Raw genomic sequence first — 25,987 nt, 5'->3', positions numbered from 1 at the left:
GCTGTCGTTCGGAATTTCTAATCAGTCTATCACAACCCTGCGCCGGACACACCTCTGGTATTTAATTTCTTTGCCATATCCCGTGCCACTAAATAAACATTGCCGGCGCCCATGGTGATAAAAAGGTCTCCTTCTTGTAAGCTTTCGGCCAATTCATCCACAACAGCAAACATATCCTTGCGAAAATGCACGGCTTTTCCGTGACGGGCAATATCTTCGGCCAAACGTTCACCGCTGATGCCCTGGATCGGCATTTCTCCAGCAGGGGCATAAATATCGGTTAAATACAAAATATCTGCATCTTGCAAAGCCGTCACAAATTCATTCCATAAGTTTTGGGTGCGCACATACCGCTGCGGCTGGAATAATGCAATCACCCGGCCTTTAGCACGTTGCCGGCATGCTTTTAAGGTCGATTGAATCTCCGTAGGATGGTGAGCATAATCATCCACAACCATCACCGGATGCTCCAACAAGACTTGAAAGCGCCTATTAGCATTTACAAATCGTTCAAGACTTTTCGCCGACACGTCCCAGGGAACCCCAATATGATACGCGGCGGCCATCGCGCCTAAACTGTTTACGACATTATGAAGTCCCGGCACTGACAAAATGACTGGCGTCACAAATTGTCCATCAACGACAACGTCAAACCGGGTTTGATGATCCCCAAGAACGATATTCCGGGCTCGCACCCTCGCTTCAGATGAAAGTCCATAGCTCATCATTGGAACCGCCAAGGTTCGCGATAAAGTCAATAAATGCGGGTTATCCACGCCGATGACTGCTAATCCCTTCTCTGGAACTTTAGCCAAATATTCTTGAAACGCCGCAATCAACGACGAAAATTGCCCGTGATAATGATCTAAATGCTCTGGTTCGACATTCGTTGCCACCGCAATAAAGGGATGATAGCGTAAAAATGTGCCGTCACTCTCATCAGCTTCGGCGACGGCATAGATTCCTTGGCCCATACGCACATTCCCTTCAAACTGGGGGACTTCTCCTCCCACTAACACCGTGGGATCGAGTCCCGCATCTTGCAATATCGTCCCGATCATTGTCGTCGTTGTCGTTTTTCCATGCGTCCCGCTAATGGTAATGGCTTTATGACCTGCCAAGGCTTGTGCCAGGATTTCCGAACGGTGCAACAACAAAATACCTTGGGCGACCGCGGCCTGTCTTTCTGGATTGTCTTCTTGGACGTCTGTATTATAAACAACCCAGTCGGCTCCACGAACGTTTTCCGGCTTGTGTGTAAATTCAATCGGAATCCCATGCTTTTGAAGACGCTCTGTACGGCTTGAAGGATTCACATCAGACCCCGTGACCTGGTATCCTTGTTGGTGCAGCAAGAGGGCTAACCCGCTCATACTATATCCGCCTATGCCGATGAAGTGTACGTGCTTCACAATGAATCCCTCCAAGCTTTTTGGGGTATGATTTACCATCTCTGCGGTATTCATGCCTCGTTCACCAAAAATATCTACCGAAAATGCCATCCTTGCTTAATCCACAATTGCTGATAATGTTGAGCGGATTGGACTATTCCTTCCATTTCCTGTGTGGTTAAGGCTCGCACCACTTTGGCCGGATGGCCCTGAACAAGCATTCCTTCAGGAACTTCCATGCCTTGAGGTATTAAGGATCCGGCCGCGATCAGAACCCTCGGGTGAATCTTAGCGCCATTCATCACAATGGCCCCCATCCCCACCAACACCTCATCCGCAATTTGTGCTCCATGAATGACCGCATTATGGCCCACCGTGACGTTTTGACCGATGGCACAAGGAAAACCAGGATCCGCATGTATGCTCACATTATCTTGGATGTTAGTGCCAGCTCCAATGATAATGGGTGCACTATCTGCCCGAATGACGGCATTAAACCATACCGAGACATAGTCACCTAATACCACCTGCCCGATGATATAAGACCCTGGCGCCACAAAAATCGGCTGACCCACTTCGGGATAGAATTCCCCAAATTTTAACAACATGACCGATCACCATCCTCCTTTCCCCTCCTGTGTGTACCGTACTAGCGCAACGGCAAGACAGCATGAGGGCCTTCAAAAGGTCCCATGGATTTTCCGGCTTGCCACAGATAATATCCAAGCGCCGCCACCATTGCCGCATTATCGGTACAATATGCCGTAGGAGGAATATGGATGTGTATGTTTCGCATTTGCCCAAGATGCCTTAAAGCCTCGGCCAACGCTTGATTGGCACTGACACCACCAGCCACATAAAGATGCTCAACCAAATAGCGATCTAGAGCCTTCTCGACATTTTTGACAAGCGCTTTAACGACCGCTTGTTGGAGCGCGTAGGCCACTTCTTCTGGCTCATGAGAATGATCTTTCCATAACGTTTGTGTCGCCGTTTTCACCCCGCTAAAACTAAAATCTAACGTATTCCCTAGATTGGCGATGGGCAAATGCAGCGACTTTTTTTCAGCCCGGCGGGCCAGCCGTTCAATTTCAGGTCCGCCAGGATACCCAAGTCCAAGAATTCGAGCTCCTTTGTCAAACGCTTCCCCCGCTGCATCATCCCGCGTTTCCCCAAGAAGTTCCCATTGTAAATAATCTCGCCATAAAAGCAAAGAAGTATGGCCACCGGAAACCAAAAGAGCCAATGCGGGAAACTGTAAGGCATCGACTAAGGCATTAGCATAGAGATGGGCTTCAAGATGGTGAACCCCTATGACCGGAATATTGAGTGCAGCACCTAAAGTTTTGGCAAAGGTCACGCCAACCAAAAGCGCCCCCAAAAGCCCCGGCCCTTGCGTTACCGCAATCGCATCGAGATCCTGAAGGGTAAGCGAAGACTCCCTCAAGACTGCATCAACGACCGGCAAAATGGCCAGGGCATGTTCTCTCGCTGCGACTTCGGGCACGACCCCTCCGTATTGCGCATGAATTTGAGCTGATGAGGATAATGTCGTCGCAATAAGGTGTCGGCCGTCTTCAACAATGGCAGCAGCGGTTTCATCACAAGATGATTCAATCCCTAAAATTTTCGTTGGATTTCCTCCTACTCCTTAAATGCATAAAATCCCCATATCATTCGCCATATTAATCATATGTTACCCGACTAAGGAGTGCATAATGATTATGTTTGGGCTAGCGATCATCTCTACCATCTTGTTATTATTCGTCTTGGCAGGGCCTTCGGTATTGGCCTTGTCCGCGCAAACCTACCCCTATCTCACGCTCAGTCACATCTTTTCGTTTCTCTTTAGCGTGCTAATTTTTATCATTTTTGGCCGGCATCTAAAAAAGCGGGGGCACCAGCCATTTTGGCCAGGCCTACTATTAGGAGCCTTTAGTGCTTTTGCTAGCTCCCTCATTTACCAATATACAATTCGTTTACCCCAGGCGGAGATGGCTTTAATACGCCAGCTTCACGGCGTACCGGCTCAAGCGGTGATCACAATGCTGCACTTGCATATGATTTCTGGCGCAGTGATTACCGCGCTGTTTGCAGCCGGATTTTATGGTCTTCTTGGAGGCTTTGCCAGCTGGTGGGGCGGATGGCCCATCAAAGGCTCTCCTCCCAGTCCGGCCAAAAAATCCGAACCCGAGTCCCGTGTCAGTTAATTTGTTACGTGAATTTCCTGACCGCCTCAAAAACCGTTTACAATGGGTCCTTCCACATAATAAAGGCATCTTCGCGCGTATCTGTATAATAGCCGCGCCGCACACCTAATTGCACAAATCCTAATTTGTTATACAAATTTTGTGCCACTAAATTGCTGCGACGCACCTCCAACGTCATCCGCACCACGCCGGCATGTTTGGCCCGTTCAATAAGTCCCATCATAATTGCTTCTCCCAAATGGTGCCCGCGGTAATCCGGATGGACCGCAATATTGGTCACGTGCGCTTCATCCAAAATAATCCACATTCCCCCATAAGCCACAACTTTGCCATGAAATTCCACAACAAGATAGGTTGCAAAAGTATTTTCTAAAAGTTCAGTTTGGAAGGCATTACGCGACCACGGAGTAGGAAATGAATGGCTTTCAATGCCCATTACCGCATCCAAGTCAGCCATATACATATCCCGGATCACAATATCCGGGGAGGATTGAGACGAGTCGTTTCCGGTTCGATCATCACTGATTGCCATGCCTACTGTCTTCCTTTCCCCTCAGGCCCTATTCGCCCTCGTGGCGTCGATATCGCGGGTGGGCGAATATATAACGGAGCCAATGTCATGGGATCGTCCACCTGCCCTAATTGTAACCTGCTTTGACCAAGAAATGCCACACGACTCCCTAATATCGGACATTGTAAGGATATGGGGTGCAAACTGATCTGATAACTATATGACCGATCTGCAGCAACCGGACCAACGATCGCTACCGGTTCGGATAGTGGAAAAAGCTCTGGCAAGGATTGGTTCACCGCCCAATCTGGGATAATCACTTCAGGAAAAGGATTATGACCCAGAAAATACAGCCCCGCATAAAATGCCGGTCCTCTTTTTTCACTAGATACAAAAACTTTTCCCTGATATCCCTTAATGGAGTACGCCCAAGCTTGTAAAGATGAAACCCCCACTACTGGCACTTTCCATGCATAGGCCAAGGCTTTAGCAGCACTCAGTGCAATGCGAACTCCAGTAAATGATCCCGGGCCAATTCCCACGGATACACCCTCAGGTTGTCCGAATTCTTTCACAATCATCTCGATCCACGCCACTAAATGACTGCCTGCGGTTTTTGGCCGTTGCCAATATAAATCGGCCAAAACTGCATCGCCCTCAATATAGCCCACGGATAAGGTTTGACCCGATGCATCAAATCCTAATACGCGCATAATTTAGGAATTTCTCTCCTTATCTGACATAGAATGGCGAGCTTGCCATGTCCCGTAGCGTTGTTGGAGAGTTTCCCCGTGGGTCTCGAGCGTGAACCGGCGACAGGTATCCCCACACGCCTCACACGTTAGCTGAAAATACTCGGGGTAAAATGTTGTCAACATTTCGCCCCATTCGACCAAGAGCAAGGTATTCTCTTCCCCAGGAGCGGGTAAATCTAATACCGCCAGCTCCTCGGGACTGTCCAACCGGTACAAATCGACATGGTAGACACGAAAGGGATGGAACTCATAGATATGAACAAGGTCAAAGGTAGGAGATTTGACCGATTCCTTATAGCCTAGATGCCATAACATAGCTTGAATCATCGTGGTTTTGCCTGTTCCCAAATCCCCTGAAAACAACATTACTCCAGAAGGCAGCAGCAACTCTACCAGCGTGCTAGCCAGTTTCTGGGTTTGCTCGAGATTGTAACTAGTCCTGATCCAAGGCGAAGTGATGGAATCCTTTTCGTTCATCTACCGCGAGCTCCTCTCCGTCTCGCATCACATGAATTCCCAACGTATCGGTCACAACCCCGATTTCGGTAATGGGCACCCCGCAGCGTAAACACAATAGTTCGGCTTCCCGCGCACGAGAAGGTGGAACCGCGGCCAACAATTCGTAGTCTTCACCGCCATATAAGGCAAAATCTAAGGCATCTTGTCCATATTCTTTGGCAACCATTTTGGTAGCCTGATCAATAGGGACCCGTTCGGCCTCAATTCTGGCGCCAATCCCGCCAAACCGCGTCATGGCCTTCAGTTCATTGACTAATCCGTCAGAAATATCTGTCATAGCATGAGCCAATGCCCCAAGTTGCTGACCGGCCTCCACACGTGCCACCGGTGCCAAGTGAGCTTGCAAAACACTTCGATGTTGAATGGAGGTGCTTGGCCAACTCACATTGTGACACAATAGCATATAGCCCGCATAGGATGCGCCAAGACGACCCGTGACAAATAACCGGTCTCCGGGTTTGGCTCCGGATAATAACACCGGTCCTTTGGCTCCCGGATGGCCCACCACGGATACATCTAACGTGAATTTATCTGGCGAAGACACGGTATCGCCGCCTACTAATACGGCTCCGTAACGATCAAGCGCCTTCGCCATCCCGCGGTATAAGGCCTCGATAACTTCTACATCAAAATCCCCGGGCACGGCGATACTCGTTAGAATAGCCTTGGGAATGCCCCCCATCGCTGCGATATCACTGATGTTCACGGCGACCGCTTTTTCTCCCAGTTGTTCGGGAGTCATCCAATCAAAGCGAAAGTGCACCCCTTCAACCAGCATATCCTGGCTGATAAGCCAACCCGCAGGAGACGGGGGAAGATAGGCCGCATCATCCCCAATGCCTAAATATCCCATGGGAACAATAGCCTGCAAACGGTGGATCGTCGAAATGAGCGCTCGTTCGCCCACATCTTTCACTTTCATCGTTTCACCTTGTTTACGACGCCTAAATGTCCGCATCTCTATAATATCCATATCTTCTCTTTTCTACAGTCTTCCCTTCTCTTTGGTCGGCGACAAGTTTACAATAACGACAGCTTATACAAGGAGGCGACAACAATTACCACCGATATTATACGCCAGACGAGCCGTTGGCGTGGTAAAGGGTTTAGCTGGTTCGAAAGTGGTCAAGGTTATCCCCTCGTGTTTTTGCACGGTGGGGGTGGCACTGGCAAAGCCTTTTGGCACCAGATTCAGTATTTCTCTCCTTCGTTCCGAGTCATAGCCCCCGATATGCCCGGCTTTGGACAATCTGAATGGATTGATGACGTCACATCCGTTGAACATATTCCGCACGTTTTACAACGTTGGTTCGAAATTCTTAACATCTCCCAATGTATCTTAGGGGGAAATTCCATGGGAGGACGCGTGGCCCTATCCTTTGCCGCACACTATCCTCATATGGTATCAGCGTTAATTATCCTCGACAGTGTTGGCGTGAATTTGCCCGGTGTGCCGATAATCAACCCCTTAACTCTGCCCCCTGATCAATTTATGTCGGGTTTGGTTCATGATCCTCAGCGTTATCGCGAGTTCACTCCCTACCGTACCTTGGACGATGCCAAAGAACTGAACCGCGGGCGTCAAAGCTTTGCAAAATATTTAGGTTCTCAAGGCATTGTGCCGGATCCGGACCAAAATCTCAACCAGATCACGATGCCCACTTTGCTAATTTGGGGACGGGAAGACCGTATTATTCCCTTAGAATATGGCAAAGCATTAGAAAAGGCGTTACCGGATGCGGAACTCGTCGTCTTTGATGGGGTTGGCCATTTGCCTCACATTGAAGCTCCCCAATTAACTAACCGCAGCATTGCCCATTTTCTTGAACGCCGCCTCCCCCAGGTCTTTTAACGAAAAAAGAACCGTCTTCCTAAGACGGTTCTTTGTAATCAACATGTTTAGCTATTAGCCGCGGCTTCTGTTGGATCAAATAAATCCACATGCGTCGGTTCCATGCTCTTTAATAGTAAATAAGCGCGGTTCACCAACTCCGGGTCGCCACTCACTGTAACCAAATAATCGCCTTGTTCAATCGATCGTTGATAATCAATGGCTTTTTCATGTTTCATTCCCCAACCGACCAAAACGCCCGCTAAACCTCCAAAAACAGCGCCTTCCACAGCCGTTGCCAGAGCATAAGCCAACGGGCCGAATAAAATTAATGGCCCCGCTACCGGGCTGAAAAAGATGGTGAATCCCATCAGCAATCCTAAAACTCCACCCCACAAGGCACCAAACTTACTGCCTTGTTTCGCAACGCCACTAATAGTGGTATAGCCTAAAGGCTTTTCCTTAATAGCAAAATTCTTTCCCACTAAAGAAATATGTTGAACCGGAACCTCACGATCGATCAGTTTACGCACCGCATCTTCAGCTTCTTCATAGGTTTTAAAGGTCGCCGCCACATGCGCAGCGTGGTTATCATGTAATAATTCGTCAGCCATCATTCATTCCCCTTTCATCCTGATCCTTATCACTCAATCCTCATCTATTATCTCCGAAAATCGTTACCAAAATATTACTGACAATGAAATTTCACACGGATGACCAAAAATATTTTCGGAAACTCTGCGGTCGGGCCGGTTACCGTATCAGTCAAAAGACCGAACCCGTGAACCACAATGCTTTGCATCATGCGGCTAAGTCGATCGTCATGATTTATCAGACCACCGGAATCACGGCTCGCCGTCCCATTCCCTTCAAAGAAACGCCCAGGCATCGCTGCCTGGAGTCCCCAGCTGATGTTCATGGTGAAATAAGCTGCGACCGGGATATCTTCACCGTTCAGGACAGACAAAATCCCAGTTGTTCGGACGGCCGATGTTCAATGCCGTTGTCATCCATGTAGCGGATTAAGGCCGTCAAATCTTGACACATCACAACACGCATTTCCCGCCGGTAAATGAGATAGGCCGGATGAAACAAAGGAAACACAGAGGGCAGACCAGGAACTGTTACAGGTTTGCCACGCATGGCGGCAAAGTCGTCGTGTCTGGTAAGTGATTCATAGGAAATGCGGCCCAAAGTCACAATGAGGCGTGGAGCGATCTGATCCACATCTTGAAGTAGCCATGGCCTACAAGCTTCAATCTCGTCGCGACGGGGAGTTCGGTTCTTTTGGCCTTGTAACGGCCGACACCGCACGGCATTATTAAGCCAAATCTCGTCTCGCCTTAACCCTAGATAGGCTAGCATAGCATCAAAAATTTTCCCTGCTTGCCCTTGGAATCCCACTCCTAGACGGTCCTCGGCTTTTCCCGGAGCTTCCCCGGTAAACATTAAAGCAGCCTTAATGCACCCTGATCCGTTTACAATTTGCGTTCGACCGAGAGAAAGAGGACACCGTTGGCACTCTGTGACTTTTAAGGTTGTGAGTTCATACACTGCGGACAAACCCCTTCCAAAATCACCGTGTGTTGATTTATCTGCCATGTCTGTCCCTTGACCAAAAATTCCTGGGGCACCGTCATCCCAGCCGAAGGACAATCATCCGGACAATCTTCCAACCGATGGCACACTTGGCATAGTAAGTGGTCATGGTGATCCAGACGTAAATCATATCGTCTTTTACCTTCCACCATAATGACGCGCACTAGCCCTTCTTGGACCAAGCGTTCCACGGTATTGTAGACGGTAGCCACACTCATTCCCGGGTGACTATGACGCAAATGGTCATAAATTTCGTCAACTGCAGGGTGATCCAGGCCGGCAATACTTTCAAAGACGGCCAAGCGCTGCGGTGTAATCCTGAGTCCCGATGAACGCAAAAGATCTAAACTGCGAACCGATGGGTTCATAGATTTCCCCGTTCTTGAATCAAGTCCGCTAACAATGATGCTTTCGTCACTTCCGGCAGTGCCACCACATAGTCATAATGCGGATGGTGAATCGCAACCGTATTGTTCTCGGATTCGGCGAATTGTTGAACTTGTTCCTTCGTAAAGGTAAACGTCAAATAATGAACAGCACTGGTCTTTTCTTCAGTTGACCGCCCGAGTTCGGCTTGTGCATGAATTCGAAATTTGTCGGTCTGCAAATATACCTGTTCTTCAACACCCGATAGCTGCCGTAAAATTTCTGGCATATTGTCTTCTTGACTCAGTGCAATCAACAAGGTGGCACCGATAGCATATCCCAAGGGAAGCAAATCGTTATAGATATCTAATTCCTGTTGAATCAATTCCGGTTGGGTGATGTGTTCAATACGGCACATTTCCTGGACTTGAAAACGCATCGTGTCGCGATTTTCAAAGACCACGGAAATTCTAGGACCAATGTCGACCCGCCGGACTTTTTTGATGTCAATAATCCGGCGCCTGAATTGATCCCGCGTTTGTTCATATATCTCATTGGGCACAATGTCTTCTCGGGTCAAAGGTCTCATGATTAATCCTCACTTTCCAAACTGTCTACACCAGCCAGCCCATATGCGGCCTGTAATAGTTCGACCGGATGTTTAGGCGCCCTATCTGCGACCGTTTCAATTTGTAAACCGGCCAAGGCACAATCAGAGCATGCAGTCGTACCCGTCGCTTTCTGAAACGCTTCGGTTAGTTTGGCCGCGACTTTCTGCGACTCATCATAAAACTCGGCCTTTAATCCCCAGGTGCCGTCGATGCCAGCACACCGGTCCACCACATTCACTGTCGTGCCGTCAATATAACTTAACAGGTCTTTAGCCGATCGCCTCAACCCTTCGGCTTTGGTGTGGCAGGACAAATGATAGGTAACCGTGCCAAGACCGTGTTTGAAATCTGTCTTTAATTGTTTGCGTCGTGCCATATGCGCCAAGTACTCCGTAACATCGATGGTGGCCTCGCTGACGGCTTTAGCATCATCCGTTCCCAATAATAGGGGATATTCCTGTTTCAAAACATAGGCACAAGTAGGCTGTAAAGCCAAAATTTTTTTGCCCGCCTTCGCATAGGGTGCAAAAATAGAGACATTTTGTTTGGCACGTTCCATCGCGCCAGCAATATCTCCACCATCTAGTGCCGGCATTCCACAACAGCGTTGGTTTGACGGGACCGTGGCGCGCACGTCATTGTGGCTAAGCACATTCATAGCTGCCTGGCCAATACCCGGTTCATGATATTCCACGGTGCAGGTACTAAATATCGCCACATCGGTCTCTTCGAGGCGTTTTTGACGCTTTAAAGCCCACGTCGAAAACCGCATGATGGCAAATTTGGGAAGATGACGGCGATGATCAATGCCAATGGTTTTCTCCATCAATTGTCTCATCATCGGATTTTGATTGCTCCAATTGGACAATGTCGGCGCCGCCGTCCCTAAGCGCCCAATGCGTTCCGGATCTCCAAGGAAGCGGTCCACTGGTGCCATGCCGTTCTTTTTGGCCCGAATGGCTTTTGAACGCAGCATTAAGCGAGGAAAATCTAAATCAAAACGGTGCGGAGGGATATAGGGACATTTCATATAACACAGTTTACATTGGTAACATAAATCTGCAGGCCGTGCCAATTCTTCGTCTGTTAATAAGTCCACGTTGTCATCATGCGCTTCTACCGATTTAAAGAGATCAGGAAACGATGGACAAAGGCTAAAACAAAGCCGACATCCATTACAAATGTCAAATGCGGTTTTCATATCCTGGACTAATGCACTCTCATCCCAATAGGTATCCGTATTCGGATTATATTCCACTAAACATCCCCCCTTAACGTAGCGTTAAAAGGGGGCACCAAGGCCCCCCTTTGTTCCCCGGTTAGTCCTCGAGTGCAGCAAGGCCCTTGGTGAATCGCCCAGCATGACTTTTTTCCGCTCGTGCTAAAGTTTCAAACCATTCCGCGATTTCATCGAACCCTTCTTCACGGGCAACTTTGGCAAATCCCGGATACATTTGCGTGTATTCGTATGTTTCACCTTCAATCGCACTCTTCAAGTTATCTTCGGTGCTACCGACAGGAACACCTGTGACCGGATCTCCGACTTCTTCCAAAAATTCAAAATGTCCAAATGCGTGACCGGTTTCTCCTTCAGCGACGTCACGGAATAATCCAGCTACTTCGGGGCGGCCTTCAATATCGGCTTTTTGAGCAAAGAATAAATAACGGCGGTTAGCCTGCGATTCTCCGGCAAAGGCTTCTTTTAAGTTGGCGTGGGTCTTGGTATTCGCTAATGATGGCATAAAAATCCCCCTTCATTCTGTTTTGGTAATAAAACTTACCTAATAATTATTCTAATTTAGGACGTAGATAAAAGCAACACTTTTTTACTAGTAGAAAACCCAATCAGTCCTACGATGACAACACGGACTGCCCGGAAATATAGACGGCCGTGGCTTCTGCTTGAATATCGGTCAGGGGATTTCCCTTCCAAAGTACAAAATCCGCTCGATAACCGGCTTTCAACTGCCCGAGTTGATCACCCATCCCTAAAATTTGTGCCGGCGCTGTGGTGATGGTGCTGAGGGCCTGGGTAAAACTTAATCCCTGGCGCATCGTAAGGCCGGCATAAAGCCGCAGATACTCAGCAGGCACCACAGGGTGATCAGAAGCCACCGCCGTCACGATTCCAGCCTGGACTAATGCTGCTGGTGTATGAAATCCTTTGTGGCGCAACTCTTGTTTGGTTCGGGCGGAAAAAGAGGGTCCTGTCACCACGAACACGCCCGCCGCCTTAATTTGGTCGATAACTAAATCCGCCTCGGTACCGTGATCGATGACAAGATTGAGATGAAATTCACGGGCAATGCGAAGGGCGGTTAAGATATCATCTGCCCGGTGCGCATGAACCCGTAAGGGAATGTCCCGGCGGACCACAGCCGCTAGCGCTTCAAGACGCGGATCATAATCTTTATAACTAACGTGGCTTTGCTGGGCATATAACCGGGCCCTTTCTAGCCATTCCCTCAAAATGGCCGCCACTCCGGGCCGGCTACTGGGTCGGTGTTTCAAATTGCCATGCACACGAATAGGGTTCTCTCCCATAGCTGCCTTCATTCCGGCTGCAGGGGCAATCACCATGTCTTCCACGGTCTCTCCCCATAAATGCACAACAGAGCCCATGCCACTGATTACATTGGCTGAACCCATTGTTATGAACGCCGTAGTCACTCCTTGCGATAAGGCCTCTGAAATCGCGGGATCGTGGGGATTAATCCCATCTAAGGCCCGCACGTCAGCGGTGATGGCTTCGGTAGCCTCATTGACATCTTGGTTTCCTAAAGTCTCACCGCTGGTGCTCAGTCCAATATGACTGTGGGCATCAATAAATCCCGGCAAACATAGCTGCCCCTGTCCGGATACCTCTTTCACGTGAAGTGGAACCTGAAGATGGGTAGATACATCCACAATCCGCCCATTGTCGATCAACATTCCCCCATCTTCGATATCTAGCCCACTGCCGTCCATGATCCTAACATGTGTTAATGCCCACATAAGATTTTCCCCCGGTGTAAATGAAATGTCGGCGTTATGCGTCCGACCTCTAATCCGCGGTGATTGCGTAAAATGGGAACCCTCACTTCTGAGAGTGCCATCAATTCTTGAGCTGATAGGATACCCATGTCTTCTAGCGCATGGATAACAACAGGAGGGATGGTCCGTGACATGCCATCATCGATTTTAACCGCTAAACCTAGTCCTTTTTCTGGAATTCCTAGACAAAAGACAGCTTCAGCACCACCTTTAGCCACAAACCGGTGATGCGTGGCTTCAGCTAAAGTGACCTCAAGACGTCCCGTCCCACTCACCAAATATGGATGAAGGCGCATAGCTTCTGCGATAACGGCGGTAGCAGCCTGGATATCCTCAGGAAGTCCGCGGGGATCGACTAGCCTGGCATAAGCCAGAGCCATGCGGGCTAGTGGCAAGTAAAAGGTCGGGACACTACATCCGTCGATACCTGTAATCAAATCCATTTCAGGAATATCGGTCATAAGCGAGATAGCCTGGCGGATTTTGCGTTGAACAGGATGATCGCTCTTTTCATAACCGGCTAACGGGGCATCTAACATGCGTGCTAAGGTTAGCATGCCCGTATGCTTACCACTACAGTTGTTGTGTAAAATCGTCGGTTCTTGACCTGTTTCCAATAAAGACCGCCAAGATGCTTGATCACTTGGAGGATGCACACCGCACGCTAAATCCTCGCCGCTTGCGCCAATCCGCTCTAATAACGAGGACACTTGCCGGACGTGGGCCTCCTCTCCCCCGTGGGACGCACAAATAATCGCTACATCTTCGGAAGAAAAATGATACCGTTCCATCGCCCCCGACAAAATTACGGGCAGTGCTTGAAACGGTTTCGCGCTCGACCGCCAAAATGTGGGGCGTTCGGGATTCCCCAGCCAAAAACGAATATGTCCTAAACTATCAACGACTGCTACATCTGCAAATGCGCGGCTTTCTACCATCTTACCGCGAAGGATCTCGACTGCTTTTTCTGCCATGCCTAATAGTTTGCCTCCTGATATTGTCGTGCCGCTTGCACAAACGATATGAATAATTGACGAGCCTCCCCAAAGTTATCGACCAAATCTTCGGGATGCCATTGCACACCGATAGCGAAGGGATATTGCGGCAATTCAATCCCTTCAATCAGTCCATCTTCAGCATGGGCATTAACCACCCAGTTTTTCGGTACCTTGTCGACGGCTTGGTGGTGAAACGAATTTACCTGTACTTGTTCAGTGCCTACAATGCTGGCGAGACGACTCGATTTGTCCACCGTCACCTGATGAGTGGGATAAGAACGCGGCGCCGATTGATGATGGTGCAATAATGAGTCCGGATAGGTTGTAGCAATATCTTGAATCAAGGAACCATTGCCGGCCACAGCTAGGGCCTGAATACCCCGGCAAATCCCAAATACCGGCATTGCTAAATCGAAGGCCGTACGAATTAATAGCAATTCCGTTTCATCCCGGTCCGCAGAGACTCCATCCCATTTCGTTCCCTTATCGGATTGCCCATAACATGCCGGATCATAATCGCCCCCGCCAGTCAACAGCAGGCCATGGCAGACTTTTAAGGCTTCTTGGCTCTCAGGGATATTGGGCAATAATATGGGGATGCCACCTGCCAATTGTATGGCATGAAGATAACTGGCACGCAGGAAGTCACGCGGCACATTATCCGAACCGATTTCTCGTGAAACAGAAATCCCGATTAAGGGCTTCGTTAGCTGCAGCGTCGACACGAGGTGGCCCACCTTTCATTTTGGAATTCACCATGTTCCTAACTGGTGCCTTAAATAGGGAAAGTGAGTCCGTGCGTGGACTCACCTTAACTTTACAAATCGGTCAAGCCTAAACTTATGACGATGGCTTGATTGACTCGGTTCATCACTTCAGGACTTAAATGCGCAATGCGCTCTTTTAGTCGGCGTTTATCAATCGTTCGAATCTGTTCTAACAAGATGACCGAATCCCGGTCGAGATTAGATTCCTCAGCTTTCAGATCCACGTGAATCGGTAACCGTGTCTTAAAAACCTGTGAGGTAACCGCACAAATTATGGTTGTTGGACTATACCGGTTACCGATATCATTTTGCAGGATTAGCACAGGACGTATGCCGCCTTGCTCCGATCCTACTACAGGAGAGAGATCTGCAAAAAAAATGTCACCACGTTTCACGACAATGTCTGAGGTTGCCACCGATTACTCCCTAGAATATCCGGCGTATTCCCAGTGTTCTTCCGCGAGGGCCGCGTTGAGCGAGCCAAGTTCCTGATAACCTTGAATCAGTTCCTGCCGGAGTTGCTGCTTACGCTGTTCTGCAAGATAAAACTCGACGCTTTCGCGAATCACTTCGCTTCGATGACGTCCTTCTCCGTCCGCCATCTTATCTAATGCGTCCACCAAATGATGGGGCAAACGCACTATCACGCGACGGTTTTCTTCCAAAATGCCCACCTCTTTCCCTCTTCCAATTCATTATAGACTTCGCAAAATTTTACTGTCAATTACCATAAACCCGGGGAATTCTTGGTGATAACCCACTCACAATCTCATAACCGATCGTATCTAAAAGACGAGCCAAGTCATCGGCCGTAATACTCTCTTGGCCTTGTTCCCCAATCAGCACCACGGGATCGCCTATCGCCACTGGATCGTCTATGCCCATGCCTACGGTCAATTGATCCATGGAAATCCGTCCAATCACCGGATATCTCCGTCCCCGGATCAAAACGTGTGCCCGGTTCGACAGTCCCCGGCGGTAGCCATCGGCGTAACCTACCGGCACGGTCACAATCTTCATAGGTTCCTGGGTGATATAGGTGCTGCCATACCCCACGGCGAAGCCTTCGTCGACTGTTTTGATAAAAACCACTTGCGATGTCAGTTCCAATACCGGTTTTAAGTCCGCGGGCATTGGTGAATAGGCTTCCAATCCATACATGGCAATCCCAATACGGACCAAATTAAACTGAGTCCCGGGCATTTTCAGCGCCGCTGCCGAATTGGCTGCGTGCACAAAAGGCGGTTCAAGCCCGTTTTCCCGACATATCTCTAGGACGTCTAAAAATCTTTGGACCTGTTCTTTAGTCCCTCGCTCGTCTTGCGCATCAGCATTGGCAAAATGCGTCATAAGGCCTTGGAAACTTATGGCCGGATTTCTTAATCGTTCTATCCAGGTCCGGTCGAAGTAATCGGGCCATAAGCCAATCCGTCCCATCCCAGTATCTAACTTCAAGTGAATTTTTACGGGCTTGTGCAGAAATTGACCAGCGCGTACGGCCTGATCAAACGTCATGGGATCAAACACGACGATGTCCAAGTCATAGGCAATGGCCTCGGTGACTTGATTCATGGGAACTTGCCCCAACACTAAGATGGGTGATCGAATTCCATGACGTCTCAGCGCCATCCCTTCTTCAACGAGAGCGACACCAAGAAACTCTGCACCCGCCTCTAAAGCCGCCTCCGCCACTTTGTGCGCACCATGACCATAGGCATCCGCCTTAACGACAGCCATCATCTTCACATGAGGATTCAGTTGTGCTCGTATCCACTGCACATTCTTACGCAATCGATCTAAATGAATCGTGGCGACCGTCGGTCTCATCAACGCCTTGCCCTACCTCTCTATTCTGTCTATCGTGATTGTCTTGGAGTCAAAAACGTTCTGGCAACATTGGAGGTTGTTCCTCGCGCACAATGCTATCCCAAGCTTGGCCAAGTGCGGCAATAATATCCGTCGCTATCACACTGAGGCCATGCTCACGCTCCGCATGAATCCCTGCCCATCCATGCAAATAGGTGGCCAGCGCGGTCATTTCCGTAACATCTTTGGGATATCTCCCCGCTAACAGCGCGGCAATAATACCACTTAAAACGTCCCCTGATCCGGCTGTCGCCAAAGCGGGTGTATTCGCGGTGTTAACAAAAGTTGGCCCGCGGCTGATTAGCGAATAGGGCCCTTTAAGAACAACACATGCCTGGTAACGGTCTACGGCCTGTTTGACACTCTGATAGCGAAAAGCATCCACAGCTTGTGCCGTTGTTCCCAATAATCGGGCCATTTCTCCGCTATGAGGCGTTAGAACTGTTCCCTCTGGTAATGGTCCCGTGGCAATCTCTTTTAATAAGCTCAGGGCATCAGCATCAATGACCAACGGCTTGCCTAAGGTCATAACCGTTTCGAGTAATGCCGGGCTTACTCCTGTTCCTAACCCTGGCCCAATGATGACAACATCGGCCCTTTTCAACGCTTCAACGTCTTCTCCCGTTAAAACCATATTGCCGCCCTCACCGACACCACGCACCAATAATGGCGTAGGTGCCTGAACACGGTGGACAATGCTACGGGGCACAAACAGCTCGACCAGACCCGCTCCCGTTTTGAGAGCTGCCAATCCCGCAAGAACCGGAGCACCGGGCATGGACGGCGAACCGCCTATCACCGCTACGCGTCCGCGCCGGTACTTGTGGGCATAAAAGTCCCGAGGAGGCATATGCATTTTAGCCCATAATGGATCCAGCCATTGCCCAGATGGTGGACCTAAATCAGGGAGTCCTATGTCTAAGATGACCAGTTGTCCACTAAAACGGGATCCCGGAAAACTAAAATGTCCCCATTTCGCCGCCCCAAAGCTCAGGGTTTTGTAGGCATAAACGGGATCAAGACCATAACTTCCGGTATTCGCATCAATTCCTGACAAGATATCGAGAGCATACACTCTATTCTCAGTCTGACTCAGCCTTCTCCATAACTCGGTAATCAATCGGTCTTCCACGTTCCCGTGAAAACCGGTGCCAAATAAGCCATCAACAACCCATCTGGCTTGGCTCAAAGCCCTCTCCATCTGATCGGGCCTCACAATTTTAGCCCCATAATTTTGAAGGGCCTTGAGCAATTCCTCGGCTCCGGGAAATTTGGGTACACCAAATGGCAACAGCAGCTGAACATCTCCATAACGCGCCAAATGCCGTGCCATCACCAGCGCATCTCCGCCGTTATGGCCTTTGCCAGCAATAATGAGTCCATGTCCCTTGAGCTCTGGCAACAAATAATATGCAGCCCGCGCTCCTGCCGTTTCCATCAAGGCCAAGAGGTTGACGCCCATTTCTTGGGCCCTGTTGTCATGCGCGCGGGATTCTTCTACCGTCCACACGGCGTGGCTTTCCATCACGTCACGCACTCCCTTTTTCTAACACAACCATGGCAATCGCATAATGCTGCTCATGGGTAAATGATAACCAAATTTTCAAGTGATTTTGCTCAATCCATTGTCCCAAGGGTCCTCGGACCCGAACCATAGGCTCTTGATGCACTTGCCGAATGATTTCGATATCGGTCCAACGGCTTTGACGGATTCCCCCACACGCTTTGATTAAAGCTTCTTTAGCGGCGAACCGTGCAGCCCAGCGCCGGATACTTTCAGGACCATTTCCTATGCTCTGGGCTTCTTCTTCGGTAAATAAACGAGGAAGAAAACGGGGATTCCTTAACGCCTTAGCAATGCGAGCGATTTCCGTGGCGTCTACCCCAATGCCATAGATCATCAGTGGATCTCCATTCTCTCAATCAGTACACTTTTCATTTTATTATAGCCGAAGTCGGGAATATCCGAGAAACGAGACATCAGGACTATTTGAGCGAAGAATCCTTCATGATGGCCCATTCTAATATCTGGTCAAAGCGTAACTCGGGTTGTTGTAAATAATACCGTACCGTATCGAGTACGGCTTGTGCAGGCATAAATCCAACCAGCTCAGTATGGGATATGCTGACGCCATAGCGCATAGCTTCTTGCCGAATCATCTCTAAGACTCTAGGCAAAGGGGTTTTGGGATAATCCACTAAATTTAATGACACCTGCACTTGTCCATGGCTGACCGTATTCATCGCCAGGGCTTTAATCCCGACCAATCCCCCACTCGAACCGCGCACAGCTCGGGCCACATGCTTAGCCACTGACATATTGGTGGTCGTTAAAAACACGTTAAAAGCAATGAGCGGAAGTCTCGCTCCGATGGCACTCGCGCCAGCCGTAGGATGCGGATGTGCTGGACCAAAGTCAGGCGGGTCATTGACCATACGACGTGATAACCCTTCGAATTGGCCTCGGCGCACGTCAGCTAAATTCTTTCTCTCCGGTTTTGTAGCGGCCTGTTCGTATAAATAAACTGGGATATTAAGTTCTTGGGCAAACAGGTGCCCCAATTTTCGTGCGGTACTTATTGCATCCTCCATGGTAGCATCTTGCAAAGGAATAAAGGGCACGACGTCAATGGCCCCCATACGAGGATGGGTTCCGTGATGATGTTGCAAATTTATGTGACTTACGGCCACTTGGGCCGCACGAAAGACCGCCTCAACAAGCGCCTGGGGTTCTCCAACCACCGTAAGCACGGAACGGTTATGATCGGGATCTCCCTCCATGCCTAAAACTTTCACCCCATCAATCCGCGCCGCCTCGGCTATGGCCGCCATCACCTCAGGACGACGTCCTTCAGAAAAATTTGGGACCGATTCTATCAGCATGACTCCTCCTGTTGACACCATCTCATACTTACCCGCGTATTATAAAAAGTTGAGCCTCCACCGTAATCCGACAACGCTTGACTCGTTAGTTGATTCACATTCTTTCCGTTCCCATCGTTATTCCACCGGACGGCATAACTCACGAGAACACCCGGTGATACCCGTTCACTGGCATGAACAACCATTTGACACGATCCCTGGTCATTATATAATTCCACTTTTTCACCATGGCTCACATTAAAGATCTTCATGTCCTGGGGATGCATATAGACTGTTGGCACAGGCTCTTTCACTAAAAGACTGTTGATATTAGCGAAGCTTGACTTAATTGTGTTTTTTCGTGACGGGGTAATAAGCCACAAAGGGTAGCGATTATCAGCTATATTCCCGACAAATTCCTTAAACGCGTTCCTGCTAAAGGGTAAAGGATCAAGACGCAGTCCCGACTTAGGCCATCCAAAGTCGATGAATGGCCGAGCCTCTATAGACAGGCGGAGTTTTTGCACCGGCTTAGTTTGCAAAGAATCCCAAGTAATCCCTTGAAGCCAGGGATGATCCGTGTCTAGCGCCTGCTTGATTAAGATTTCATCGGAATCTAATGCCCAGGATTCTCGCCCTAATCCCACAGATTGTGCCAAACGCCGGAAAAATTCTGTATTTGATACCGCTTCACCAGGTGGGGTTATGGCCGGTTGATTCAATTGAACGTAACGATGCCAATAAGAGGTGTGCACGTCAAGAATTTCCGGAAACATTGCCGCCGGTAGCACCCAGTCAGCGTACCGGGCGGTATCAGTTAACATCTGTTCATGCACTATGGTTAATAAATCTTCACGCATGAGACCTCGCAATACCGCCGATTGATCGGGAGCGGTAGCAGCCGGATTGGAATTATACACAATCAACGCTTTGATGGGCGGATTCAATGCAGGGGATAAGGCGTTTCCTAACTGCAACATGTTTATTTCCCGCGGATTTCCCTTCAGCAAATCCGGCCGCGTGAGTTTGTCCCAATTGATGGGAAACATTTCGCTATTGGACATTAAATGTCCTCCGCCTGGATAACGATATGATCCGGTTAAAATGGATAGCGCAGATATCGCCCATATGGCTAAGGCTCCGTATTGATGGCGCTGAACCCCGTATCCCGTTCGGATTAGTAGGGGCTGAACATTTTTCATCCTCCTGGCCAGGTGTTGAATTAAGTCTTGAGAAATACCGGTGACTAACGCCGTCTTCTCTAGAGTCCATGGTTCCACAAATTGACGGTAGGCCTCTAGCCCCACGCTATAACGACCCACAAACTCCGCATCATAGAGTTTTTCATCCACCATATAGCGTCCTATGCCCATGGCCAAAACCGCATCGGTTCCGGGATTTAAACGAATATGAGAGCCATAACGGTCTGCCGTTTCGGTCCTTACCGGGTCAATCACAACCAGCTCGGCTCCGTTTTCCACCGCCTTATCCAATAAGGGGATCTGATGGATATTGGTGGCCACCGGATTGGTTCCCCATAACATAATAAATCGTGCGTAGACAATACTTTCCGGATCAGGGCCAATGCGAGAACCATAAACCCATTTCCAGGCCGCATCGGCTGATGCCGTGCAAATAGTCCGTGCAAGCCGGCTCGCCCCGATTGCATGGAAAAATCGTCGGTCCATAGATGCTTCACTTAAAATCCCCATATTTCCTGAAAAACTATAGGGTAAAACCGCTTCGCCCCCGTAATTTTGAATAATATGCTGTAATTGCTGGCCAATCTCCGTCATGGCTTCATCCCATGTGCAGCGTGTAAACTTACCTGAACCTTTGGGTCCGGATCGTCGCAAGGGATACCGTACCCGATCGGGATGATGGAGCCGTTCTGAATACCGGTTAATCTTCAAACAGGCAAAGCCTTGTGTAATGGGATGATTTCGATCTCCCTGAATGCGAATCACCTGGTTATCTTGCGCCGTGATTTCGAGGCCGCATGTATCATAACAGTCATGAGGACAGACTCCATGTACCCTTCGGGCACTGGTCATAATCAGGCCATCCTTTCTTGAAGTTCAAGTTCTTTCTCCGTGTTGTGTGCGTACGGTGTGTATGTTAAAAGGAATACGTTGCGCGCATTATATAATCTTTAGAAGCGCAAAGAGGGCTTGCCCCCATTCGTCACCACAAAATGCGCCCACATCCCCGAATCTTCGTGTCCTGGCACCAAGCTTGCTAATCGAAAATGGCCTGTACGCATAGGCGTAAAAGAGAAAACTCGGCTCTGCCCTTGGGGAATACCATTGGTTAAATCCTTTGTCGAAGCCCCCGGAAATACGACATGATTACTGGTCGGGCCCGGTACTACGGCCAAAGAGTTTGATAACCCGGAATCATTAGTAAAATGTACGGTAACATGCCAATGCACGGGCACAGTAATCCACATGGCACCATTTTGGGTACCATTTAAATTAAAGCCATGACTCTGATAGCCAGCAATAACGGTTAAACTGAGCGAGTGTGCTGCCTCATTCACCGTCATCCATTGGCTTTTGGCATGGGACGGTGAAGGAACTACCATTGAAGGCACTGTCTGGGGGGGCGGTCCAGCAAACAATCCACATCCTGACAAACCTAAACTTAAGACACTTAATGACAAAACATACCCTAACTTCATCGCAACTGTCCTCTTTATCTCAATTGAGTTTTCACGTTGTCGACGACCGTGGAACAGGCTTTCTCCTGCCCTGTCCATGACGAGCCAACGTTTCTTTCCATTGTACATCACGAGGACAAGCCATCTGGTGCAAACATGCCCGGCAAAATTTTCTTGATAAAAAGTCTTTACACGCACGCCAGACTATGTTTATAATTTCACAAACAGCCAATGAATGGGAAGAGCCGGGTGGTTCTCTAGAAAGTCGGTAGGATGGAACCCGATGAGCTGCCCGAGCCCGATTCCGCCCAGGAGGATATCAGCGATGAGTTGATCGCAGTGCTGCGTTATAGCCAAAGAGAGGGCAGATCATTGATCTGTCAAATAGGGTGGCACCGCGGTGACTACCGTCCCTAAAGATTTAGGGGCGTTTTTTGTTTTGCGTCACATCGTTGGTCAAGTGGTTATTTCATTGATCATACAAGACAAGCATCGTGTTTCTCACAAGCAAGACGTCAATTATTAGGTTGTTCTATTTCGAAAATCCTAAGACGCCAGCAGCTACAAACCGAAAAAATCTACGATCTTAAATCTCAAGGAGGAATAATTGATGTTATACCCGCCACAAATATTATTACCCGGACCCACTCCCGTTCCCCCCAGTGTGAATCTGGCCATGCAACAGGCGATGTCCGATCACCGGGGCAGTGTCTTCACCAAAGTCAAAGAGCACGTATTAGCCCAATTGCAACAACTGTTTGATGTGGGTCCAGATGGTGGCGTTGCCGTTATCCCCACCAGTGGAACAGGTGCGCTGGAAGCGGCTGTACAAAATTTCTTTTTGCCCGGCGATAAAGTCATTGGCGTGAGCACAGGCACTTTTGGCGAACGGTTTATGGAAATCGCCGAAAAAATGGGTGTACATGTGCGCCATATTCGCGTTCCTTATGGCCAAGCCTTTGACCCGCAGCATATTCTCGAAACCTTGAGCGAAGAACGTGACATCAAAGCCATTCTCGTGACCCACAATGAAACATCCACGGGCGTATTAAATCCCGTGCCACAGCTGGCTCAAGCACTCCGCACAGTCAATAATGCTCCCCTACTTATTGTTGACAGCATTTCAGGTGTTCCTTCTATTCCCTTAAAGATACAGGCTGATCATGTCGATGTCATTGTTGCCGCATCACAAAAAGGATTCATGTGCCCTCCCGGATTGGGCATTCTCGCGTTGTCAGCCCGCGCCAAACAGGAGGTTTTAAAAGATCGCCCAGGTCGCCTGTTTTTTGACTTACAACCTTATCTCAATGGCCAATTTCCCTATACCCCTGCAGTCTCTTTATGGAACGGATTGGAAGAGGCGTTAAATCTTCTCGAAGCCGAAGGCGAAATGCCACGGTTAGCACGGCACCAACTCTTAAGTCGCATGGCCCGTGCTTTTGGTCAGGCTTCTGGCATGACACCACCTGTTGAAGAAGCCATCGCGTCTCCAACGGTCACGGCATTAGCGGCTCCCAAGGGCATAACCCCCGTAGATTTCCGCAATCAGGCCGCGAAGCTTGGATTGCAAATCGCCGGTGCTATGGGACCATGGCATCATGATTACATTCGCATTGGTCATGTGGGTGCGGCATTACCGGAACAACTGTTTGAAGGCCTAGCCACGTTAGCCCACTTGTTACCGGGCGGCTTTGATGGAGTTCAGGCAGCTTGGGTGACATGGCATAACGCTATTAATGTTGAAGAGGAGGCACATGCATAATGACTCGTCCACGCATTTTGATTACAGAAACACTCGGTCAAGAAGGCATAGACATGTTACGCGAAGTTGCGGATGTCGATGCCTATGATCTCCTTCCCAAAGAACAATTGCCTGAAATTCTCGGAAATTATGATGCCGTGATCATTCGAAGTGCACACCGGCTGCCCCGGGAAGTGCTAATGAACCGTCCTCGCCTAAAAGTCGTTGCCCGGGCCGGTTCCGGCGTTGACAACGTCGATTTGAAAGCTTGTACGGAATTTGGTATCGCCGTCGTTAATGCTCCCGGAGCTAATGCGATTGCAGCGGCCGAACAAGCTTTTGGGCACATGCTCACAATTCTTCGCAATATCCATTTGGGAGATGCGCATGTACGCGAAGGCGGCTGGAACCGCAAAAAGTTTTTGGGAGGAGAACTCCATGACCGCCGTCTCGGAATTATTGGCTTCGGCAAAGTGGGTCGGGAAGCGGCTAGAATTGCTCACGGATTTCGGATGACGGTCTATGCTTATGATCCATTCGTGAGTGACGAAATTTTCCAAGCACATAATGTCACCCGCATTGATTCTCTGGAAGAACTTATGCCAGTGTCTGACATCTTAACGTTACACACTCCGAAATCGGGACCACAAATCGGAATGGACCTGCTTTCACGTTTGCCAAAAGGTGCTATTGTCGTTAATGTCGCCCGTGGGGGCATGATTGATGAAGCAGCCCTAGCAGAATTATTGGACATGGGACATCTTTTAGGGGTGGGCCTGGATGTCTTTAGTCAAGAACCGCCACCAAAAGATTTTCCGTTATTCCGCCATCCTCGAGCGGTTCTTACTCCACACTTGGGGGGAAGCACCCAAGAAGCAATGACCGGCGTGGCCGTTATGACGGCCAAAGGCGTTATTGCCGCCTTGCAAGGGCAAACTCCTCCCAATATCGTCAATGTGCCTGTTCCCCCTCTCACACCGGACGAATTTGGCATCTTGGATGAGGGGGCCCGCGTTGTCGGCCGGATTTTTGCTCAAATGAATAAAACGCTCACGGTCCCATTGGTTCTGACCTTAAAGGGACCAATAGCCAAAAACGCAATCCCTTGGCTCAAACAAACAGTCATTGCCGCTGTTTTGAGCGAGCAGTTAGATGGTCGTGTCAATGCTGTCAACGCGCTGATTAAAGCTGAAGAACAAGGCTTAAAACTGCTGGTCGAAGAAGCAGGCCCCAACCAAGCTCCGGCTTTGAGCCTCCGTCTCGAAGGACATGCAGAAACGACCACCGAGGTTGTCCTCGACAATCATGTTCCCCGTCTGCGCCGCATCAACGGCATTGCCATGGATTTGCCGTGGCCAAAAAACGCGCTAATGACGGTCCACAACGACGCACCTGGTGTTGTGGGTAAAGTCGGAACATTAGTGGGACAATACAATATCAATATTGGCAATTTGCATTTAGGCCGGGATGAAAAAGCTCACCAAGCACTGATGATATTATCCTTAGACCAAACAGCCCCTGAAGAATTGGTGCATGATCTCAAACAAATTCCGGAAATTCGTCAAGTCTTTGTTTTTTGAGCAGGTGCTTTGACCGATAGGCACGGATGATCGACAATCCAAAAACGCCAAGGAAAATTCGCTGCTTCTTCCGCATAACTGACATTGATCCTCGGACCCGCTGCAATCCGTGACGGAGGCAGCGGGTCTTGATCGTGGTAAAGGGTCAGCGGTGAGTCATATAAGGGCAAACCATAATGCTCACGGGTAATGCCCAGCGCCTGAGCTAATTTTCCTGGGCCATTGGTCAATTGACAAATTTGGCGCATAGATCCCAGCTGGGGAATCTGACGCCGTTTGGCCATTAAATCAAGTCCTTCTACCGGTTCCAACGCCCGAATTAAAATCGCTTCGGGATAACCCACTGGCCCACTAACGACGTTAAGGCAATAGTGCATACCATAAATGAAATAGACATAGGCATGCCCCGGGGGACCATACATGACACGGGTCCTTTCCGTCATTTTGCCCCCGTAACTATGAGCCGCTTTATCCGCTGGACCTTTATACATTTCGACTTCAATAATGCGGCCGGCTGTCCGTCCTAAAGGGGTATCATGAACACAGATCATTCCCAGTAATCGCCTGGCTAAATCATATGTGGGTTGTTCAAAAAATTCCTGATTAACTTGTCCATTCCAAGGATATTGCGTTGATGTGAGCGTAGTCATATTGCCCTCCTTATTATCATTTGTTTAGGAGATATTCT

30 protein-coding genes are annotated in these 25,987 nt (G+C 49.2%); 4 read left to right on the top strand and 26 right to left on the bottom strand.

Translation table 11 applies throughout. The features are described 5' to 3' along the window. Positions 1–29 precede the first annotated feature (29 nt). The 3 genes from murC to tsaD form a co-directional block, all read right to left on the bottom strand. Positions 30–1,412, bottom strand: coding sequence for a UDP-N-acetylmuramate--L-alanine ligase (gene murC, locus AOA63_RS00465; protein ID WP_053960576.1), 1,383 nt, complete (start codon positions 1,410–1,412; stop codon positions 30–32). A 74-nt stretch (positions 1,413–1,486) separates the two neighbouring features. Beyond that, the gene (locus AOA63_RS00460; RefSeq protein ID WP_053957869.1) at positions 1,487–1,999 is read right to left on the bottom strand and encodes a gamma carbonic anhydrase family protein; all 513 of its coding nucleotides are present in this window, start codon (positions 1,997–1,999) and stop codon (positions 1,487–1,489) included. A 41-nt stretch (positions 2,000–2,040) separates the two neighbouring features. Further along, positions 2,041–3,009, bottom strand: a complete 969-nt coding sequence (tsaD, locus tag AOA63_RS00455) for a tRNA (adenosine(37)-N6)-threonylcarbamoyltransferase complex transferase subunit TsaD (protein WP_139061415.1) — start codon at positions 3,007–3,009, stop codon at positions 2,041–2,043. 100 nt (positions 3,010–3,109) lie between these two features. On the opposite strand from tsaD, the gene AOA63_RS00450 reads away from it, so the two are divergent. Next, positions 3,110–3,601 (top strand): hypothetical protein, encoded by a 492-nt coding sequence (locus AOA63_RS00450; RefSeq protein ID WP_053957867.1) that lies wholly within the window; start codon positions 3,110–3,112, stop codon positions 3,599–3,601. A 37-nt stretch (positions 3,602–3,638) separates the two neighbouring features. Here AOA63_RS00450 and rimI read toward each other — a convergent pair whose 3' ends face one another. The 4 genes from rimI to thiL are packed head-to-tail and all read right to left on the bottom strand — an operon-like array spanning position 3,639 to position 6,308. After that, positions 3,639–4,133 carry a ribosomal protein S18-alanine N-acetyltransferase gene (gene rimI, locus AOA63_RS00445; RefSeq protein ID WP_053957866.1) on the bottom strand — a complete coding sequence of 165 codons (495 nt, stop codon included), beginning with the start codon at positions 4,131–4,133 and terminating at the stop codon, positions 3,639–3,641. Between the two features lie 2 nt (positions 4,134–4,135). Next, positions 4,136–4,825, bottom strand: coding sequence for a tRNA (adenosine(37)-N6)-threonylcarbamoyltransferase complex dimerization subunit type 1 TsaB (gene tsaB, locus AOA63_RS00440; protein ID WP_053957865.1), 690 nt, complete (start codon positions 4,823–4,825; stop codon positions 4,136–4,138). Positions 4,826–4,828: 3 nt separating this feature from the next. Then, positions 4,829–5,344 (bottom strand): tRNA (adenosine(37)-N6)-threonylcarbamoyltransferase complex ATPase subunit type 1 TsaE, encoded by a 516-nt coding sequence (tsaE, locus tag AOA63_RS00435; RefSeq protein WP_082343637.1) that lies wholly within the window; start codon positions 5,342–5,344, stop codon positions 4,829–4,831. Next, positions 5,301–6,308 carry a thiamine-phosphate kinase gene (gene thiL, locus AOA63_RS00430; RefSeq protein ID WP_053960575.1) on the bottom strand — a complete coding sequence of 336 codons (1,008 nt, stop codon included), beginning with the start codon at positions 6,306–6,308 and terminating at the stop codon, positions 5,301–5,303. Before thiL ends, tsaE begins: the two co-directional genes overlap by 44 nt. On the opposite strand from thiL, the gene AOA63_RS00425 reads away from it, so the two are divergent. Beyond that, positions 6,261–7,238, top strand: a complete 978-nt coding sequence (locus tag AOA63_RS00425) for an alpha/beta fold hydrolase (protein WP_347474735.1) — start codon at positions 6,261–6,263, stop codon at positions 7,236–7,238. The genes thiL and AOA63_RS00425 overlap by 48 nt on opposite strands. A 47-nt stretch (positions 7,239–7,285) precedes the next feature. On the opposite strand, the gene AOA63_RS00420 is transcribed toward AOA63_RS00425, so the two are convergent. The 18 genes from AOA63_RS00420 to AOA63_RS00335 form a co-directional block, all read right to left on the bottom strand. Next, positions 7,286–7,834 carry a phage holin family protein gene (locus AOA63_RS00420; RefSeq protein WP_242848242.1) on the bottom strand — a complete coding sequence of 183 codons (549 nt, stop codon included), beginning with the start codon at positions 7,832–7,834 and terminating at the stop codon, positions 7,286–7,288. A gap of 71 nt (positions 7,835–7,905) precedes the next feature. After that, the gene (locus AOA63_RS00415) at positions 7,906–8,136 is read right to left on the bottom strand and encodes a hypothetical protein (RefSeq protein WP_139061414.1); all 231 of its coding nucleotides are present in this window, start codon (positions 8,134–8,136) and stop codon (positions 7,906–7,908) included. 35 nt (positions 8,137–8,171) lie between these two features. Further along, positions 8,172–8,771: a uracil-DNA glycosylase gene (locus AOA63_RS00410; RefSeq protein WP_053957860.1), complete on the bottom strand. Its 600-nt coding sequence runs from the start codon at positions 8,769–8,771 to the stop codon at positions 8,172–8,174. After that, on the bottom strand, positions 8,750–9,184 hold the full coding sequence (locus tag AOA63_RS00405) for a Fur family transcriptional regulator (RefSeq protein WP_053957859.1): 435 nt from the start codon (positions 9,182–9,184) through the stop codon (positions 8,750–8,752). Before AOA63_RS00405 ends, AOA63_RS00410 begins: the two co-directional genes overlap by 22 nt. Then, positions 9,181–9,771: a DUF3501 family protein gene (locus AOA63_RS00400; protein WP_053957858.1), complete on the bottom strand. Its 591-nt coding sequence runs from the start codon at positions 9,769–9,771 to the stop codon at positions 9,181–9,183. Before AOA63_RS00400 ends, AOA63_RS00405 begins: the two co-directional genes overlap by 4 nt. 2 nt (positions 9,772–9,773) lie before the next feature. Next, entirely contained in the window at positions 9,774–11,051 is a 1,278-nt protein-coding gene (locus AOA63_RS00395) for a heterodisulfide reductase-related iron-sulfur binding cluster (protein WP_053957857.1), read from the bottom strand. Positions 11,052–11,112: 61 nt separating this feature from the next. Next, on the bottom strand, positions 11,113–11,535 hold the full coding sequence (locus AOA63_RS00390; protein ID WP_020373958.1) for a rubrerythrin family protein: 423 nt from the start codon (positions 11,533–11,535) through the stop codon (positions 11,113–11,115). 109 nt (positions 11,536–11,644) lie between these two features. Further along, on the bottom strand, positions 11,645–12,787 hold the full coding sequence (locus AOA63_RS00385) for an amidohydrolase (RefSeq protein WP_053957856.1): 1,143 nt from the start codon (positions 12,785–12,787) through the stop codon (positions 11,645–11,647). Beyond that, positions 12,775–13,800, bottom strand: a complete 1,026-nt coding sequence (locus AOA63_RS00380) for an asparaginase (RefSeq protein WP_053957855.1) — start codon at positions 13,798–13,800, stop codon at positions 12,775–12,777. The genes AOA63_RS00385 and AOA63_RS00380 overlap by 13 nt, the downstream gene beginning before the upstream one ends. 2 nt (positions 13,801–13,802) lie before the next feature. After that, positions 13,803–14,549 carry a gamma-glutamyl-gamma-aminobutyrate hydrolase family protein gene (locus AOA63_RS00375; RefSeq protein ID WP_053957854.1) on the bottom strand — a complete coding sequence of 249 codons (747 nt, stop codon included), beginning with the start codon at positions 14,547–14,549 and terminating at the stop codon, positions 13,803–13,805. A 92-nt stretch (positions 14,550–14,641) separates the two neighbouring features. After that, positions 14,642–14,992 carry a type II toxin-antitoxin system PemK/MazF family toxin gene (locus AOA63_RS00370; RefSeq protein WP_171822743.1) on the bottom strand — a complete coding sequence of 117 codons (351 nt, stop codon included), beginning with the start codon at positions 14,990–14,992 and terminating at the stop codon, positions 14,642–14,644. An 18-nt stretch (positions 14,993–15,010) separates the two neighbouring features. Continuing rightward, the gene (locus tag AOA63_RS00365) at positions 15,011–15,265 is read right to left on the bottom strand and encodes a CopG family ribbon-helix-helix protein (protein ID WP_020373963.1); all 255 of its coding nucleotides are present in this window, start codon (positions 15,263–15,265) and stop codon (positions 15,011–15,013) included. 46 nt (positions 15,266–15,311) lie between these two features. After that, the gene (gene alr / locus AOA63_RS00360; protein ID WP_053957852.1) at positions 15,312–16,418 is read right to left on the bottom strand and encodes an alanine racemase; all 1,107 of its coding nucleotides are present in this window, start codon (positions 16,416–16,418) and stop codon (positions 15,312–15,314) included. 49 nt (positions 16,419–16,467) lie between these two features. Next, on the bottom strand, positions 16,468–17,982 hold the full coding sequence (locus tag AOA63_RS00355; protein WP_242848354.1) for an NAD(P)H-hydrate dehydratase: 1,515 nt from the start codon (positions 17,980–17,982) through the stop codon (positions 16,468–16,470). A gap of 4 nt (positions 17,983–17,986) precedes the next feature. Next, positions 17,987–18,358 carry a holo-ACP synthase gene (gene acpS, locus AOA63_RS00350; RefSeq protein WP_053957850.1) on the bottom strand — a complete coding sequence of 124 codons (372 nt, stop codon included), beginning with the start codon at positions 18,356–18,358 and terminating at the stop codon, positions 17,987–17,989. Positions 18,359–18,443: 85 nt separating this feature from the next. Next, positions 18,444–19,340: a glutamate formimidoyltransferase gene (ftcD, locus tag AOA63_RS00345; protein ID WP_053957849.1), complete on the bottom strand. Its 897-nt coding sequence runs from the start codon at positions 19,338–19,340 to the stop codon at positions 18,444–18,446. After that, a complete protein-coding gene (locus tag AOA63_RS00340; RefSeq protein ID WP_053957848.1) occupies positions 19,334–21,373 on the bottom strand; it encodes a molybdopterin-containing oxidoreductase family protein in 2,040 nt (679 codons plus the stop codon). Before AOA63_RS00340 ends, ftcD begins: the two co-directional genes overlap by 7 nt. A 98-nt stretch (positions 21,374–21,471) precedes the next feature. Further along, positions 21,472–21,999, bottom strand: a complete 528-nt coding sequence (locus AOA63_RS00335) for a sulfocyanin-like copper-binding protein (protein WP_053957847.1) — start codon at positions 21,997–21,999, stop codon at positions 21,472–21,474. 589 nt (positions 22,000–22,588) lie between these two features. On the opposite strand from AOA63_RS00335, the gene AOA63_RS00330 reads away from it, so the two are divergent. Together AOA63_RS00330 and serA are read left to right on the top strand one after the other, a co-directional pair. Next, positions 22,589–23,740: a pyridoxal-phosphate-dependent aminotransferase family protein gene (locus tag AOA63_RS00330; RefSeq protein WP_053957846.1), complete on the top strand. Its 1,152-nt coding sequence runs from the start codon at positions 22,589–22,591 to the stop codon at positions 23,738–23,740. After that, positions 23,740–25,299 (top strand): phosphoglycerate dehydrogenase, encoded by a 1,560-nt coding sequence (gene serA / locus AOA63_RS00325; protein WP_053957845.1) that lies wholly within the window; start codon positions 23,740–23,742, stop codon positions 25,297–25,299. The genes AOA63_RS00330 and serA overlap by 1 nt, the downstream gene beginning before the upstream one ends. Here the strand turns inward: serA and AOA63_RS00320 are convergent. Then, complete coding sequence (locus AOA63_RS00320; RefSeq protein WP_053957844.1) at positions 25,281–25,949, bottom strand: DNA-3-methyladenine glycosylase; 669 nt, start codon at positions 25,947–25,949, stop codon at positions 25,281–25,283. The two genes, serA and AOA63_RS00320, sit on opposite strands and share 19 nt — an antisense overlap. Between the last annotated feature and the right edge of the window lie 38 nt (positions 25,950–25,987).

Source organism: Sulfobacillus thermosulfidooxidans (assembly GCF_001280565.1).
GTDB classification, from domain to species: Bacteria; Bacillota; Sulfobacillia; order Sulfobacillales; family Sulfobacillaceae; genus Sulfobacillus; species Sulfobacillus thermosulfidooxidans_A.
The sequence above is the reverse complement of the archived record's forward strand: the minus strand, read 5'-3'. Positions and strand labels throughout refer to the sequence as shown.